The organism is Fructobacillus fructosus KCTC 3544, from assembly GCF_001438695.1.
Taxonomy (GTDB): Bacteria; Bacillota; Bacilli; order Lactobacillales; family Lactobacillaceae; genus Fructobacillus; species Fructobacillus fructosus.
In genome coordinates, this window is sequence record NZ_JQBH01000005.1 from 33,641 (window position 1) to 48,558 (window position 14,918).

Annotated in this window: 16 protein-coding genes; 10 read left to right on the forward strand and 6 right to left on the reverse strand. The window is 45.0% G+C overall.

Annotated elements, in window-relative coordinates; all coding sequences use genetic code 11:
• Positions 1–33: 33 nt before the first annotated feature.
• A complete protein-coding gene (gene rpiA / locus IV71_RS03095) occupies positions 34–708 on the reverse strand; it encodes a ribose-5-phosphate isomerase RpiA (RefSeq protein WP_010691143.1) in 675 nt (224 codons plus the stop codon).
• A gap of 151 nt (positions 709–859) precedes the next feature.
• On the opposite strand from rpiA, the gene rbsK reads away from it, so the two are divergent.
• The 6 genes from rbsK (at position 860) to IV71_RS03125 (ending at position 6,357) form a co-directional block, all read left to right on the forward strand.
• The gene (gene rbsK / locus IV71_RS03100; protein ID WP_234781172.1) at positions 860–1,801 is read left to right on the forward strand and encodes a ribokinase; all 942 of its coding nucleotides are present in this window, start codon (positions 860–862) and stop codon (positions 1,799–1,801) included.
• Positions 1,802–1,821: 20 nt separating this feature from the next.
• Complete coding sequence (locus IV71_RS03105; protein WP_010691145.1) at positions 1,822–2,166, forward strand: hypothetical protein; 345 nt, start codon at positions 1,822–1,824, stop codon at positions 2,164–2,166.
• A gap of 82 nt (positions 2,167–2,248) precedes the next feature.
• On the forward strand, positions 2,249–2,872 hold the full coding sequence (lepB, locus tag IV71_RS03110; RefSeq protein ID WP_010691146.1) for a signal peptidase I: 624 nt from the start codon (positions 2,249–2,251) through the stop codon (positions 2,870–2,872).
• Between the two features lie 159 nt (positions 2,873–3,031).
• On the forward strand, positions 3,032–3,268 hold the full coding sequence (locus IV71_RS03115) for a hypothetical protein (protein ID WP_010691147.1): 237 nt from the start codon (positions 3,032–3,034) through the stop codon (positions 3,266–3,268).
• Positions 3,269–3,346: 78 nt separating this feature from the next.
• Entirely contained in the window at positions 3,347–4,480 is a 1,134-nt protein-coding gene (locus IV71_RS03120; RefSeq protein ID WP_010691148.1) for a WxL protein host-binding domain-containing protein, read from the forward strand.
• A 32-nt stretch (positions 4,481–4,512) separates the two neighbouring features.
• Positions 4,513–6,357: a pectate lyase-like adhesive domain-containing protein gene (locus tag IV71_RS03125; RefSeq protein ID WP_010691149.1), complete on the forward strand. Its 1,845-nt coding sequence runs from the start codon at positions 4,513–4,515 to the stop codon at positions 6,355–6,357.
• 67 nt (positions 6,358–6,424) lie between these two features.
• On the opposite strand, the gene IV71_RS03130 is transcribed toward IV71_RS03125, so the two are convergent.
• The gene (locus IV71_RS03130; RefSeq protein WP_010691150.1) at positions 6,425–6,919 is read right to left on the reverse strand and encodes a hypothetical protein; all 495 of its coding nucleotides are present in this window, start codon (positions 6,917–6,919) and stop codon (positions 6,425–6,427) included.
• A 257-nt stretch (positions 6,920–7,176) separates the two neighbouring features.
• Between IV71_RS03130 and IV71_RS03135 the strand changes: the two genes are divergently transcribed.
• Both IV71_RS03135 and IV71_RS03140 read left to right on the forward strand, forming a co-directional pair.
• On the forward strand, positions 7,177–7,611 hold the full coding sequence (locus IV71_RS03135; RefSeq protein ID WP_010691152.1) for a hypothetical protein: 435 nt from the start codon (positions 7,177–7,179) through the stop codon (positions 7,609–7,611).
• Positions 7,612–7,817: 206 nt separating this feature from the next.
• Positions 7,818–8,135, forward strand: coding sequence for a helix-turn-helix domain-containing protein (locus IV71_RS03140; RefSeq protein ID WP_010691153.1), 318 nt, complete (start codon positions 7,818–7,820; stop codon positions 8,133–8,135).
• Positions 8,136–8,181: 46 nt separating this feature from the next.
• Here IV71_RS03140 and IV71_RS03145 read toward each other — a convergent pair whose 3' ends face one another.
• The gene (locus tag IV71_RS03145) at positions 8,182–10,146 is read right to left on the reverse strand and encodes an ABC transporter ATP-binding protein/permease (RefSeq protein WP_010691154.1); all 1,965 of its coding nucleotides are present in this window, start codon (positions 10,144–10,146) and stop codon (positions 8,182–8,184) included.
• Positions 10,147–10,371: 225 nt separating this feature from the next.
• On the opposite strand from IV71_RS03145, the gene IV71_RS03150 reads away from it, so the two are divergent.
• On the forward strand, positions 10,372–11,058 hold the full coding sequence (locus tag IV71_RS03150; protein ID WP_010691155.1) for an HD domain-containing protein: 687 nt from the start codon (positions 10,372–10,374) through the stop codon (positions 11,056–11,058).
• A gap of 51 nt (positions 11,059–11,109) precedes the next feature.
• Here IV71_RS03150 and IV71_RS03155 read toward each other — a convergent pair whose 3' ends face one another.
• Together IV71_RS03155 and IV71_RS03160 are read right to left on the reverse strand one after the other, a co-directional pair.
• Complete coding sequence (locus IV71_RS03155; RefSeq protein WP_010691156.1) at positions 11,110–11,967, reverse strand: SDR family NAD(P)-dependent oxidoreductase; 858 nt, start codon at positions 11,965–11,967, stop codon at positions 11,110–11,112.
• Between the two features lies 1 nt (position 11,968).
• Entirely contained in the window at positions 11,969–12,535 is a 567-nt protein-coding gene (locus IV71_RS03160; protein ID WP_010691157.1) for a TetR/AcrR family transcriptional regulator, read from the reverse strand.
• 140 nt (positions 12,536–12,675) lie between these two features.
• Here IV71_RS03160 and IV71_RS03165 point away from each other — a divergent pair, with 140 nt between their 5' ends.
• Positions 12,676–13,254, forward strand: a complete 579-nt coding sequence (locus IV71_RS03165) for a cadmium resistance transporter (RefSeq protein WP_010691158.1) — start codon at positions 12,676–12,678, stop codon at positions 13,252–13,254.
• Between the two features lie 52 nt (positions 13,255–13,306).
• On the opposite strand, the gene zwf is transcribed toward IV71_RS03165, so the two are convergent.
• Complete coding sequence (gene zwf, locus IV71_RS03170) at positions 13,307–14,767, reverse strand: glucose-6-phosphate dehydrogenase (protein ID WP_033444823.1); 1,461 nt, start codon at positions 14,765–14,767, stop codon at positions 13,307–13,309.
• Positions 14,768–14,918 lie beyond the last annotated feature (151 nt).

A 14,918-nucleotide genomic window follows, 5' to 3' on the forward strand; every position in this document is an offset into this window, starting at 1 on the left:
TTTTTATTAATATTAACTGATTGCGAACGGTTATCAGGCTTTTCGGTAAACCGCTTCGCCTGTGTTACCGTCTAACAAGACATCGCAAATGTTAATGAACAGCCCGTGCTCAACAACACCGGTCAAAGATTTTAGCTCTTCCGCTAACTTTGCTAAGTCATCTACACGGGAAATGTTGATGTCGATAATGTAGTTACCCGAATCAGTCGTGAGATAGTTGCCGTCCTCTTGCTGCCGATAGACCGGCTTTAAATCGCGTTCCTTTAGGTAGTTGTAGACGTGGTGAACCCCGAATTTAACTACCTCCACGGGTAGCTTGAAGGAGCCAAGGCGGGGATGCTTTTTAGAAGAATCAACCACCCAGATGTTCTTTTGAGAGTTAACAGCGACAATTTTTTCGAAGAGTAGAGCGGCACCGCCACCCTTAATGCCGTTCAGGTTTGGATCGACTTCATCCGCACCATCGACCGTGACATCGATGCGGTCAACCGCATCAATGTCCACGACTTTGAGGCCAAAGCCAAGGGCCAACTGCTGGGTTTGACCAGAAGTGGCCACGCAAGTGATATCCATTGCCTCTTCGTGTGCCTTTTTGGCTAACAAATCGATGAAGATGGAAGCGGTCGATCCCGATCCAAGCCCAACGATGGCCTGATTCGGAATCAACTCGACGGCCATTTGAGCAGCTTTTACTTTATGGTCATTCACAGCAAACCCTCCATTTAAAAAGACATAAACTAATTTCTATTATAGCAGACCGACGCAACCACCTTCGATTTCTTTGTACATTTTTGCTGGAAAAGTCCTGTCTTTCTAGTAAAATAGGAGGAGAAATCAATCCCATTAGATGGGAAAAAGGATGACTATGAAAAAGCAAGTAACCATTGTCGGTTCAACGAATATCGACCGCGTGACCCGCGTGCATAGGCTGGCGCAGTCGGGCGAAACCCTTTCGATTGGCCAACATCAAGAAGAAGTTATGGGTGGTAAGGGCTTGAACCAGGCGGTTGCCATTGCCCGCTCCGGTGCCAAGGCGAACTTTGTTACCAAAGTCGGTGCCGACTTTGACCTTAGCCAGCGGGTGCAGGAAGACGATTTAAACCTTGAATACGTGTTGCACTCGGATAAGTTCCAGACAGGTCAGGCCTATATCACGGTCTCGAAAGCAACGGGTGACAACATTATCTATGTTTATGAGGGCGCCAACGGGGACCTTTCAGCCAAGGACATCTGGGACCAAAAAGCAGCGCTGACCGGTTCTGATTTTTGTCTAACACAGCTAGAGATTCCACTTGAAACCGCGTTGACGGCTTTTAAAGAGGCGAAGGAAGCGGGTGTCACGACTGTGCTAAATCCAGCACCAGTGCCTGATCAAGAAGACTTGCCCAAGTCATTGCTCGAGCAAACGGACTTGATTGTGCCAAACGAACACGAGGCTGCCTTGATAACGAACATCCCGGTAACCGATCGAGCTTCGTTAATCAAAAATGCCGACTTTTTCTTCGACCTTGGCCTCGAACACGTGCTAATTACCCTTGGTGATAAGGGAGCTTTCTACCGATCCAAGAAGGGCAAAGAAGTAATGGTGCCGGCCATTAAGACGACCGCTATTGATACGACGGCGGCGGGTGACACCTTCATTGGGGCACTGTTATCACGGTTGTCACCATCTTTCGATAACGTTGAAGGGGCCATCCGCTATGCAGTGGCAGCTTCATCAATTACAGTTGCCTCAGCCGGCGCCCTCCCTTCCATTCCCTATGAAGAAGCTGTTTTGTCGGAATTACCAAAAACAAATTAGAAGAGGGGGGAGGCGAGTCGATGAAAATTACTGAGCTAAAGTTGCGCAGGAGGGACTACTGGCTTTCTTTGCAGGCTGTGGAACGAGAAGAGGGTGGTCCGTCCTTTATGGTAGAAACCACAACGACGGATGAAGAAGAGCCTGTTCTTGATTATCGGGTGCTCTGTTTTTCGTATGAGGATTACCTCGTGATCGACTGGACGAAAGCCTTCCCTGGGCCCAACCCCTTGAGCTTGATCGCTTCACGCCTGCAGGATCAAGATTTAACGGATTTGCAGAAGGAACATGGCATTATCTCCTTCAAAACAAAAGGAGTGCGTGACCGGGCTACTTACTTGGTCACGATTAACACGGTTCGTTCGTAACAGAACGTTTTCGTCTTTCAAAATGATAAAGTCGCTTGCGCCCATAAATTTGAACGTGTAAGCTTACTTCGAGGTAATAATTATGAAAAAAATATTCTCATTTATTTGGAATTGGGTAATTCCAGTTGGTATTGGGGTAGGAATCTACGTTGTGATCACGACCTTCTTTATCAATGTGGTAACCATTTCTGGTGACTCAATGGACCCAAACTTGCTCGATCAGCAACGAGTTTTGGTCCAAAAGACTGAAAACTTAAAGCGTGGGGATGTTGTTGTCTTCGATGCGCGACAAGAAGATCCGCGAATTAAGGCAGGTAATAAAGACTATGTGAAGCGGGTAATCGCTGTTGCTGGGGATACAGTGTCCTACCAGGATGGTGTCTTGTACGTTAACGGTAAGAAAGTGAACCAATCCTTCATTAGTACAACCGAGCAAAACGCTGGAACAGCCGCTTCATTCGGTTCCTCATGGGATTTGAAGTCCTTGTCTTCAACTGGTCTTTGGAAAGTGAGTGACCGTAATCAGACTGTAGTGCCGAAGGACTCCTACTTTGTTCTTGGGGACCACCGGTCGGTTTCAAATGATTCCCGTTACTTCGGCTTTGTATCGAAGAAACACGTGATCGGTAAGATTCATGTGCCGTTCTGGTACTCAACAACCGTTAAGGATAATATCGCCAAGGAAGAAGATCATTACTTCGCCTAACCAACCACATTAAAAATAGCCAGTGTCCTATCGTAAAACGTTTGGATGCTGGCTTTTTTGAATTTGGTAAGCCTGATTGTAATATTGACAAGATGTCATTATAATCATATAATTATTGATTGGAATTAGTAAAAATAGAAGGAACAAGAGGGTGCCATCATGAAAACATTTACAAAGTTAAACTTAGGTGTTGCTGCTTTGTTAACGGCTGGAGCAATCTCACCATTGTCCGTTTTTGCGGATGATGTTGCGGAAGGAACAACTAGTCTTCAAGGAAACACAACGATTACCTTTGAAGCACCAAAGACTGGTTTGTTGACGTTAAACGACAACACAATCAAGGCTGGTCAATATAAGGGAACCATTGACTACACGCTTTCCCCAAGCATGGACTAAGCAAAACAATGGCATGATATAGCGGGCAGCGACGAGTTGTTCGCTTTTTCTTTCGAGATATTGACGGAGACGTGATAGATGAAAAAGTTAATCAAAACTGTGGGCATGCTGATGAGTCTGTTTTTGTTGACATCAGTACTGGTCTCAGCCGATAACGCAACGGATTCAAAATTTGATGCCTCGATTGTTAAAAGTGATAAAGAACGCGGGGACACCAGCCGTGCTTGGTATGATTTGAAACTGAATCCCGGTGAAAAAACGACGCTGGCTGTTTCGTTAACTAACCGCGATACGAAGCCAGCGACCTTTTTGATTTCGGCAACACAGGCAGAAACTGGCAGTAACATGGTGATGTCAGCGAATCGACCGATTAATGAAGTGCAGGATGCCGTTAATTCTTCCCTTCGTCTCGGGAATTCGATTTTAAAAGTAAGTAGCGCAAAGGTGACGGTGGCGGCTGGCGAAACAAGGGAAATTCCAGCCCAAGTTACCATGCCTTCAACTAAAATCGATGGTTCTTGGTTGGGTGGCATCCACATTCAAAAGCAGGTAGCGAGTTCTGATCAAGCACAAAATGGGTATACCAACCGATTTAACTATATGACCTATGTTCAGTTGTCGAACACGGATGTGGTCACGAAAGCGGATTTAGACCTAAAGAAAGTCTCTTATCAATCAAAAAGCCAATCGGGAATTGTTAACATTGCTTTGCAAAATAAACAAAATGGTTATGTTTCGAATGCCAGCTCAACGGTAAAGGTCCACCAAAAGGGTGAGTCGGCAACGGTGGTTAATGATGTTCAGAGTAACCAATCGATTGCCAATGGATCCAATTTTACCTACCAGGTACCCACAAAGGAATTAAAGTCCGGAAAGACTTATGTGGCGGATATCACCATTCATGATAATAAAAACAACGTGACTTGGCACTGGACGAAAGAGTTTAAAGTGTCCTCCTTATCAGCAGTTTCGGGTTGGCTGTCATCGAACCCAATGACCCGAAATAATAATTGGTTGTGGCTCTTGTTGCTCATTCCATTGTTGATTATTCTGTTCTTCCTTTGGCGGAAGCAGAAAAAAATGGTGGATGTTGTCGAAAACCTACAGGGGAAGCAAATTAATCGTCGTATTTCCTATAAGGCCTATAAGCAAATGCGTCGTGAGGGAATGGATGTTGTTATCGTTTCCAAGTCGAATCAGGAAAGCCGTTGATTGATTAATTAACACGGAAGGAGGGAAAGACAATGAAAAAGCTGCTTTTGATGCTAACCGCATTGTTAACCCTTTTAACCGTGCTTTCATTGAGTGGTTCAGCCGACACCACACCACAGACTGATACCGATGGGTCTGTTACTGGAAATGCTGGGGCAGTGTATTATAATGTTGCTTCTTGGTCAGATATGTTCGAAGCGTATGAGGATTCATACCAGTCAACTGTCTATCTGAACGTAACGGCTGATGTTTCGGGTGATTTCAGCGCTTACACGGGAACCGAAATACAAGAGGGGAAGAGCCTGGTGATTTTAGGCAATCATCACACCCTGACTTTTGCTGCTACTTTAGACCCGACAACGAGTGTGAAAATTACTGACGGTGGCGATAAGCGATCAGGTTTTTGGTCAGAAAGTAGTCTTGTTACCTCTGCAACAACACTACGAATGGAAAACGTTCAGTGGATTAATAGTATTACCTACGGTATTTTCGAAGTATCTAAGGGAGCTGCAGCGACGACGCAGTACCATAATGTGACTGAAATGAACGGGGCGGCACGCGACGGCGCGACACCAATCGTCAACCGGAAGGGCAGAATCGAGTTTTCTGGTAAGAATGTTTTCAACATTACGGGAACCCCGGGGAAGAACTTTGGTTCTGGAAAGCAAGACCCGGCTTCGCTTGGGACAGCCAATCCATCAACGGAGTACGGACAGAATTCTTGGATTCATGGGGCCAACGATGTCAATGTTTTGGATGGATCAACGACTGTTAACATCAACGCAAAACAAAGCAATATTTTCTACCACTACTTATCCAGTTCCTTTGCCTCGACTTTATCCGTAGCCAATAAGGCGAGTTTGATTTGGAACGTTGATAATGCCCGCTACGTTGACCGTGGTTCCGTTGATTCTCGAATGTGGAACATTGGGGACAAAGCAAATTTCATTGTGAACGGGAATCGCAATACGGGCGATACCAATTTATTTCAGTCTCGCGGGAATGATCTCGGCATCACTGTTGGTCAAGGCGCCAAGGTGGATTTAACAACGGCCGGGGGGCTAAACATCGGTTCGTTTGGGAGTCGGTTTATTAACGTAGCGGATAATGGCTCCTTTCTGATTAATAAGCTGTCGACTTCGACGCCGGTCATTGATGGGATGCTCCGCAATGGACTCAATCTCGGCAACGATGCTCATTTCCTTGCCCGAGGCGGTTCTAAAATTTTCTCTGGTTATGGTAGTACGATTTATCTTAACGGATCTAACCTAAACGGTCGTTTTTCGAAAAATGCCGATGGGTCGGATTCTTTGACAACGGATGCAGCAACTGGAAGTATTGGGACTTCCTTTACTTCCTTTAGTTTTGACGTTAGTCCCGCTTATAGTCGGGCTGTGCAGCGTTTATTGCTGGGGAGCCCTCGCTATATGGAGTTTGGCTCTGGCCCAGCGGTTGTCTCTCTGGTAAAGGGCCAGTTGAACCGGGCCTATACGCTGACGGCCAATGACTTGCCGAAGTCCTATGGACTATCAAATTTGATTTCTGGGCAAAACGGGATGGCCTTTACGGTGAATTCGACCAAAGCCAATCCTGAGGCTAGTGTACAGATTGCCATGACGAAAAATAAGCAGGACGGGGTTGTCTCTTATTTCTGGAAGGGCAATGATGGTACGGTTTCGACTGTTTCGGACAAGCCGATAACGATTTGGTCAATGGCGGCCGGGTACCAGTTCAATCAAGATAGCACTGGTTATAATTACACAGCCAACTATGATAATGACCACGGTTTATTACTTAAAACAACCAACGCGTTAAAGTCGGGTACGAATTACGAGGGAGCAACCTTTGATTACACCCTAGCCGTTGGTGCTGATTAAAAGCAAAAGAGGAGCAGGAGCTCCTCTTTTTTTTGTACAAAAAAAGTCAGCCTGAGCTGACTTCGTGTTAATCTTTCTTTTTCTTACGTGACCACCAGTGCTTCTTTTGTTCATCTTCCATTTCGATACGTTGAACACGTGATGTGACTTTGTCCAATTGAGAAAGAGTGGCCATCTGGAGGTGTTGTTGCTGGTCGACGGTTGTTTGCGTTTTTTCAAGGTTTTGTTCGGCCTTTTGGAGCGTCGATTTGAGCGTGTCGATGTGTTCCTGACGATCCTCGATTTGTTGGTTCTTATAACCTAGCTGAGATTCTAACATTTGCAGTTTCATCTTCAGCACTTCAACTTCAGCTTCCGTTTCCGCATTCAAAGAACCAAGGTAGGCGTTCTTTTCGGGTTTGAGGGCAGCCAAATCTTCTTCTGTGTAGGTACCGTTCAAATCGATACCACGTAACTTAGCTCGGTGAAAGAGCGTTTCTCGCTCAATTCCTAAGTAAAGTAATAGCTCCGCGGTGGAACCAAATGTATAGTAATCAACCATGTTTTCGCGTTTGACTTTCAACAGAAAAACCTCCATTTAGGTGTACTTTTTTGTGTCGCTGCTTAAGTACTTTAACAAGCCAGATAGGCTTGATTGGCTCAAAGGTCCAGCTGCCCTGAGGGGATGTTATTGAACCTTTCAAAAGTTAATTATACCAAAAAGTCAGTCAAACTGGACTTCGAAGCCTCGAATTTAAAAAAGCTTGAAGAATTGGTCGATTCTTCGTGAATAACATGAAAAGTGCTAGAATGACATTAGCAAAGTGAAGGAGATATTGCATGTTTGGAACAACATTGTTAAATACGTTATGGGTTGGTTTGCTGGCTGGTATTTTGTCCGCCCTGGTGCGAATCGGCTTTCAGCAACTTTTTAAGTTGGAAGGCGACAAACGATCGGAAGCGTTAACCATTGGTGGCGGGACCTTTGTTGATATTAGCCAAATGATGATGCTGGTGTTGTCCATCTTGTTGAGTATCGTTTTTCTCGTTTGGGCAAACATTGATACCGGGATTACCGCAGGTTCAGGAACGCTTTGGGGTTTTTTGGTTTGGGTGTTGATTGAACAAATTTACCGAGGAATCTTTGAAAAACGTGGCTTTTTCTGGCAAAATCCATGGCAACAAACGCTGGTTTCGTTCGTCAGCTATCTCTTTTGGGGTTGGGCCATTTACTTAGTCGCAATTGGTTTTCCCATTTCAGGGGTTTATTTTTAATTAATGGCACTTGATAAAGTCGGTCCGTGTGACCGACTTTTTTATATGCTTTGACAGTGATTGTTTGATAGCATGAATGTTTGGAATAAAACGAACGTTTGTTCGTGTTTTTGCTGTTAAAACGTAGTATGACTGGTTATAATAGGGCCAGACAGTAGGAAGAAAATTGGAAGTCAGGCAGGAAACCATTGTAAAGGAGGAGCAAAATGGTTCTTGCACATCCCGCAGCAATTGACCAATTTGACCATAAATGGATGGAGACGTCCTTACGTCAGTTAGTCCAGGAAGAATTGGCCAATCGCCTCAAAAAATCTCGCTTAATGCATGGTTATTCGCAATCACAGGTGGCAGCGAGTTTGCACCTTTCGCAATCAGCGATTTCAAAATATGAATCAGGGCAGGTGATGCCGGATCTTTTGGTGATTCTTACTTTTTGTCACCTCTATGGCCCAGAATTGGCAGTATTTTTTGATTGTCCATTCTTTCGAGCGTATTTGGATGGACTACCACCGACTGATATATAGTAAAAAAATCCCGACAAGCACATTGTGTTTGTCGGGATTTTTGATTTTATTCGGCTGATAAAGCGTCAATTGGATTAAGCTTTGCCGCACGACGGGCAGGTAAGAGTGCTGCCAGAAGTGAGATGATTAGGGCCAGCACGAAGGCGGTAATGACGTCGCCCGTAGTGACTTGGACGAAGGCGTAATTGGCGATACTCTTCAGCGCACCGTTGATACCCGCTTGTGCCAGGTAGGCAAGTAACGTGGCAACGGAAGCGGAGAGTAGTCCCGTAATCAATGACTCGGAAATAAAGAGCCAGCGAATGTCTCGCTTCGACTCACCGAGTGCACGTAGAATACCGATTTCTTTGGTCCGTGCTGCAACGGACATGAACATCGTTACAATGATCATAAGGGCAGAAACAATCAGTGAAATGCCGGCGATCAATGACAGAATGGACGTTGCTAAGTTGACGTAGGTCTGGATCTTTTTGATGATACTTTGAATTGTCGACGTCTTGTAAAGACGGTTCGAACCATCCTTAATCTTATCAATGGAAGCCGCTGTATCCTCAACATTATCCAAGTCGTCCACCTTAACAGAAATATCGGTCGGATTAGCGCTTAGACCGGCTTGCTTCAAGGCGTTTTGAATGGTTGTTGTGTTAACGGCGTTAATCTGGGCACCCTGGCTATCTGAGTGGCCGATTCCAGAAACGGTTGCCGTGAATTTAACGGTCACGTTTTCTTGTTGTGCGTTGAGAGCTTGGTAGGAAACGGTCACTTGCTTGCCAATCAAGTCCTTATAATTGTTCTTATTGAACTTCTCAGCTACGGCTGATTGGTCAATTAAGATTTCGCCATCCTTGGTTGGAGCGTGTCCGGCTTTAACGGAATCGTCAGAATTGGATGACGTCCAGTTTGTTAAGGCGCGCATCGTGACGTTTTGGTTATTGTATGTAGCGGTCGCATTCATGGCTGTGTAAGAAGATTCAACCTTTGAAACGTGCTTTTGCTTTTTGATTTGATCGAGTTGGGCCGCGGTGAAAGCCGGTGTATTGCTGCTTTCGGAGAAGGCACTGTTCTCATCATCGTCTGATTTCACATAACGACTCACGGACATGACCTGTGGGTTGGCAACTTTGGTGATTTGACTGGACATGTAGCCGGCAATCCCGTTACCAAGACCAGAAAACAAGATAACAGAGAAAAGTCCGATAGCCGTGCCGAGAATAATCAGTGAATTGGTTCCCAGATGATGACGGAAGTGTTTGAAGGCCGTTTTAATCGAAGCACGACGAGGAAGTGCTCGAGACGGAATCATTTCCTTATCCTGCTTAGGGTAAGCGGGCTTGATGCGTTCGTCGGACTCAATTTGACCGTCAGCCAAACGAACGATTCGGGTACCGGCATCGGCAACGGCTTCGGAGTGAGTCACGGTAATCACGAGACGACCTTCCGATGCGATCTCGTTCAAGAGTGATAGGACTTCCTTGGTGTTTTGCGAGTCAAGCGCACCGGTTGGCTCATCGGCGATGATGACCTTGGGGTCGGATGCCAGGGCGCGGGCAATGGCCACACGTTGCTTTTGTCCACCAGAAATCTGGTTGGGGTACTTCTTGATTTGGCCTTCCAGGCCAACCTTAACCAACAATTCCTTGGCACGAGCTTCCCGTTCTTTCTTTGACAAAGTCGTCATGTCTAATGACACCAAAACGTTGTCTAGAACTGACAAGTGGGAAATCAAGTTGTAGGACTGGTAAATATAGCCGATTGTTTCACGACGGTATTTGTCGAGGGATTTTTCCTGCTTGTGATCAAGCTTCTTTCCATCAACAAGCACTTCACCCTCAAAATTACGGTCAAGGCCACCGATGATGTTCATCAACGTGGACTTTCCCCCTCCGGATTCACCGAGAATGGAGACGAAGTCGCCGAGGTCAAAGTCGAGATTGATGCCCTTTAGAACCGGGAACTCTTGCGAGCCCAGGTAATAGGACTTATGAATGTTTTTAAGCTCTAAAAATGACATTTGGATTCCTTTTCTTTTCTGTATTAAGACCAGTTTAACAAATTTGGCGTGGACATGCTCGTCCGGTAACCAGTTTGGCTACTTAAAAACGAACGTTTTTCCTGATAGCTTTGAAAAACATTCTTTTTCTCTTCAGATTTTAAATACTTTCCCTTGAAATGAAGCATTTTTCATACTAAAATTAGAAAAACGTTTTGATAGTTGATGGAATTGGAGAGGGGCGACATGGTTCAATTAGGGAAGATTTACGATTTTGCGGAAGAAACATTGGGCGGGGATGCGTCCGGCCATGACTTTTATCACGCACAGCGAGTGGGTGACTGGGCGGTTAAGTTTTTCTTGGCTGATCACGACAACATGACGGAGGACGAAGAGGCGGTTCTACGTGCGGGGGGGCTCCTGCACGATACCATTGATGACAAAGTCGTCGACGATGTGCCAGGACAAATCCAAAAGGTGGAAAAGTTGCTGTCGAATAGTGATTTTTCAACAGAGGAAATTGCTGATGTCATGGATACGATTCAACACATGTCCTATTCGGCTAATTTGGTTCACCATTATGAGCTTTCCGAACTTGGTCAATACGTGCAAGATGCTGATCGCATTGAATCATTAGGGGCCATTGCCATCGCGAGAACCTTTGCATATGGTGGCGCCAAGGGACGCGTTCTGGCCGACCCCAAGGTCTTGCCGGTCACAGAGCTGAAGGATAAAGCAGCCTACCGTAAGAACGAAAATCCCTCCGTCAACCATTTTTACGAAAAAATCTTTAAATTGCCTGCCCAATTAAATACGCCGGCGGCTCGTGTCGAAGGAGAGAAGCGAAAAGAGTTCATGAAAACCTTCTTGAAAACGCTGAATGATGAAACCGGATTACTTGAAAACGAAGCGTTTGATTTGGAGAATGTCTGAAGGGTGTTTGGTACTAATGAATAAAAAAGCCAGTCGAGAGACTGGCTTTTTTTAGTTAAATTGTGTGGCAACTTTTTCACAGTATTCAAACAGTGGTTGCGCTAACTGTTGCTCTTCAACGCTGATTTTTGGTTGAATCTGCTTTTTCTTGTTGTCGAAGAAAGCGCCAGATATCTTTTTCACCCCGCTGTCGCTAGCTAAGAAGGTGTTGGTGATAGCCCCGTTTTCAGGGGCTGGCATGACTTTTAAGGCAATTTTGTAAACGAGATTATTAAGCCAACCATTGTCTGAATTCTGTCCAAAGTTAGTTGCAACAGCCCCAGGATGGGAAACGTTCACTGTGACATTCTGAATGCCTTCGCTGGCTAACTTTTTCGCCCAGCTTTCAGTATTCAAAATGACGTAGAGTTTGCTGGTACCGTAACGACTTTGCCCGGATTTGTTTTCAAATGAGTTGAAATCAGACTTGTTTGGTTTAGCTTGGCGATAAGTGGCCGATGACATGTTAATCACACGACCATCGCTGCTCTTTTCAAGCGCTGGTAGTAAGAGCTTAGTTAACAGGAAGGGAGCCATCATGTTTAATGCGAAGGTCGCTTCCAAGCCATCCTTTGTTTTGACAATGGTATCATCTAAAACCGCACCGGCGTTATTAATGAGAACGTCCAGGTGATCAAATTCTTTGTAAAAGTCGTTGACCATTTCTTGAATGGCGGTCATGTCTGTGAGGTCGGCAATGAGGTAGGAAATGTTTTCGTTACCACTGTCTTGTTTAATTTCTTCAACAACCTGCTGCGCCTTACGCTCATTGCGGCCGTGGATGATAATTTCCTGCCCCATTTTAGCTAGATTAGTTGCCGTGATCTTTCCGATACCATCCGTTGCTCCTGTGATTAGTGTTCGTGTCATGTCATTCTCCTTTATAAATACCGGCAATTGCCATGTCTGCTAAGGCTTCGGCAACGCCTAATTCTTGGTTTGGGTTTTGCTCGAAAACCTGGCTTGGAAAAGCCAACAGGGCTTCGAGTGATTCTCGATTTGGGTAGACGAAAGCTGGACTCTGGTCAAGCTTGTTCATCAGTTCGGCAATGGCGCCGTTTTCTTCTTCGACAAAGTTTTGTGCCGCTTCATCGAGAAGTGAACGATTAATGCTTGCCTGGCGGACGAAGTCACTTTCCTGTGGGCATTCCACTGTTTTTTTGATGCTGAACAGAATCAGTGCGCGTAATTGGTCAACAGTGGTTGCCTCTGTCGAGATGGCTTCCGCTATGCCACTATGCAATTCTGTCTTAACTTCTTCATAGATTCGACTAATTAAATCTTCCTTGCTGGTATAACGCAGGTAGATAGTTGCTGGGCTAATACCGGCCTTTTTAGCAATCTTGGCCGTCGTTAGTGAAGCAAGACCCTCCTGTGCTGAAAGAGAGATGAGTGCGTCTTTTAAGCGCTTGTCTTTTTCTTTATCATATTTTCGCATGCTTTTATTATAACTGAACGTTTAGTTATTTATCAAGACTAGAAAATGACGAGCGGAGGTTGCACCATTTTTAAAATATGATATTATATTCATGTATTAAAGATGAACAAAAATTCATGTGTTAGATATGAGAGGAGAAAATGAATATTTCATTACTTACGTTGACCTTTTTAGCGGTTAACCTCGATTTCTTTATTATGTTGCTTTTTCTCTTGAAAAAGTACCCATTTCGAGTAGTCTTAATGGCTTACCTGCTTGGGAACCTTTTCTTAATGATGGCTAGTTTTCTTGCGGGTCAGGTTCTTGAAGCCTTCTTACCAGAATGGTTATTGGGTGTGCTGGGTTTCATACCAATTTACTTGGCTTTCCGCGATGACGATGACGATGAGGACGACGACGCGAAGGGAAAGTCACCGTTTTGGATTGTGCTTGGAACGTATTTATCGGTATGTGCCGGCTGCAATCTTTCGATTTTCCTGCCGGTTTTGCTTGGTGAAAGTTGGCTGACTTTTGCCGAAACATTACTATACATTGGGGTCTTAACTGTAATCATTGTCTTTGTTCTTCGGGCAGTGGCTGATAACAAAGTCGTGACGTCATTAATTGACCGTTTCGGTGAAAAATTAATGAAGATTTGCTACATTTTGATTGGACTCTATGTGCTGCTGGATTCCGGTTTCTTGGTTCATGTTTACGAATTAATCGTCAAGTTATTTTAAGACAGAAAAAAAGCGATTCACGTTAGAGTGAATCGCTTTTTTAGTGGGAAAATTAACCCTTGAAGACCCATGAATCGCCGTTTCGTTCGAGTAATTCGTCAGCTTCTTTAGGACCCATTGTATCGGATGCGTACTTGTAAAGCGGTGCCTTGTTTTCAGCGTATGCAGCAGAAAGAGCATCGACGAACTTCCAAGCAGTGGCAACACCATGCCAGTCAGCGAAGTTTGAACCGTTACCATCCATGGCATCGTGCAACAAACGTTCGTAAGGGGCAGGTGTGTCAGCCTTTTGCTGATCAGTTGGTGCCCATCCAAGGTCAATCAACTGCGTTGAGAAGTCATCGGAAACTTCCTTGGCGTTTAATGACATTGTGATGTGGGCATCTGGTGAAACAACAATTGAAAGAACCGTTTCTTGTGGTTCCTGTTGACCACCGAACTTGAAGGCGCCGGCCTTGAAGACAACGTCAATCCGAGTTGTCTTGGCTTCCATGCGCTTTCCAGAACGGATGTAGAAAGGTACACCTTGCCAACGTGGTGTGTTGAAGTGCAATTCACCAGCAATGTACGTGTTGGTCTGTGAATCCTTCGGTACATCAGGTTCGTCAGTATAGGAAACGTGATCCTTATTCGTCGCACTGGCCGTGTATTGGCCACGAACGAAGTAGCGATCAGCACCCTTGGCATCGTAAATTTCAAGGGCGGAGAAGGCTGCGTTCTTGGCATTGCGGATGGCAACGTCAGAGAAGTCCTTTGGTTCTTCCATGGCCAACCAACCGATGATTTGCATGGTGTGGTTTTGAATCATGTCCAAAAGGGCACCGGCCGTGTCGTAGTAACCGGCACGTTCCTCAACACCAAGTGTTTCGGCCAAAGTTACCTGGACGTTCTTGATGTAATCCTTGTTCCAAGCTGTGTTTAGCATTGGATTTCCAAAACGGAGTGGGGCAATGCCCATGACCAGTTCCTTACCCATGAAGTGGTCGATACGGTAAACCTGATCTTCATCAAAGGCTTGTGTCAATTCGTTTTGTAATTGTTCGGCCGTTTCGTATGAAGTACCAAATGGCTTCTCAATCATGATGCGGTTGTAACCTTCATCCGACATGAGCCCTTCGGACTTCAGGTACTGAGCAATCGTTCCAAAGAAACGTGGGGCAACAGCCAGGTAGAAAATTCGGTTGCCGACAACGTTGAACTTAGCAGATTCTTCTTCAATCTTCGTCTTCAAACCGGCGTAGCCTTCGGCTTCTGTAACATCCGAAGCGATGTAAGAGAAGTGCTTCAAAAAGCTTTCCACTTGGTCCTTGTCTTGACCTTCTGAAATTGAAGTACGAACCATGTCTTGGTATTCGTCATCCGTTAATTCTTGACGCGAAGTACCGACAATGGCAAAGTCATTGACCAGGTAACCCTTCTTATACAAGTTGAACACGGATGGGTAAAGTAGGCGCTTAGCCAAATCACCCGTTGCACCGAAAAACGTTACTAAGGTTTTTAATTCTTTAGCCATTAAAATTCCCCTTTTCTTTTCTCTATCCCCTCCATTATAAACGATTACTGACGAAAAATCAGTGGGAAAAGTGGAAATGTGATTAAAGATGAAAACGTTTACTTTCCCACTGTTAACCACTTGTGAAAAGTCACTTCCTGTTCGGCTTTTC

Coding starts and splice junctions, on each gene's coding strand:
- IV71_RS03125 (WP_010691149.1), top strand. CDS start 4,513: ATGAAAAAGCTGCTTTTGATGCTAACCGCATTGTTAACCCTTTTAACC.
- IV71_RS03155 (WP_010691156.1), bottom strand. CDS start 11,967: ATGACACGAACACTAATCACAGGAGCAACGGATGGTATCGGAAAGATC.
- IV71_RS03160 (WP_010691157.1), bottom strand. CDS start 12,535: ATGCGAAAATATGATAAAGAAAAAGACAAGCGCTTAAAAGACGCACTC.
- rbsK (WP_234781172.1), top strand. CDS start 860: ATGACTATGAAAAAGCAAGTAACCATTGTCGGTTCAACGAATATCGAC.
- IV71_RS03145 (WP_010691154.1), bottom strand. CDS start 10,146: ATGTCATTTTTAGAGCTTAAAAACATTCATAAGTCCTATTACCTGGGC.
- IV71_RS03115 (WP_010691147.1), top strand. CDS start 3,032: ATGAAAACATTTACAAAGTTAAACTTAGGTGTTGCTGCTTTGTTAACG.
- IV71_RS03120 (WP_010691148.1), top strand. CDS start 3,347: ATGAAAAAGTTAATCAAAACTGTGGGCATGCTGATGAGTCTGTTTTTG.
- IV71_RS03150 (WP_010691155.1), top strand. CDS start 10,372: ATGGTTCAATTAGGGAAGATTTACGATTTTGCGGAAGAAACATTGGGC.
- IV71_RS03165 (WP_010691158.1), top strand. CDS start 12,676: ATGAATATTTCATTACTTACGTTGACCTTTTTAGCGGTTAACCTCGAT.
- zwf (WP_033444823.1), bottom strand. CDS start 14,767: ATGGCTAAAGAATTAAAAACCTTAGTAACGTTTTTCGGTGCAACGGGT.
- IV71_RS03105 (WP_010691145.1), top strand. CDS start 1,822: ATGAAAATTACTGAGCTAAAGTTGCGCAGGAGGGACTACTGGCTTTCT.
- lepB (WP_010691146.1), top strand. CDS start 2,249: ATGAAAAAAATATTCTCATTTATTTGGAATTGGGTAATTCCAGTTGGT.
- IV71_RS03140 (WP_010691153.1), top strand. CDS start 7,818: ATGGTTCTTGCACATCCCGCAGCAATTGACCAATTTGACCATAAATGG.
- IV71_RS03135 (WP_010691152.1), top strand. CDS start 7,177: ATGTTTGGAACAACATTGTTAAATACGTTATGGGTTGGTTTGCTGGCT.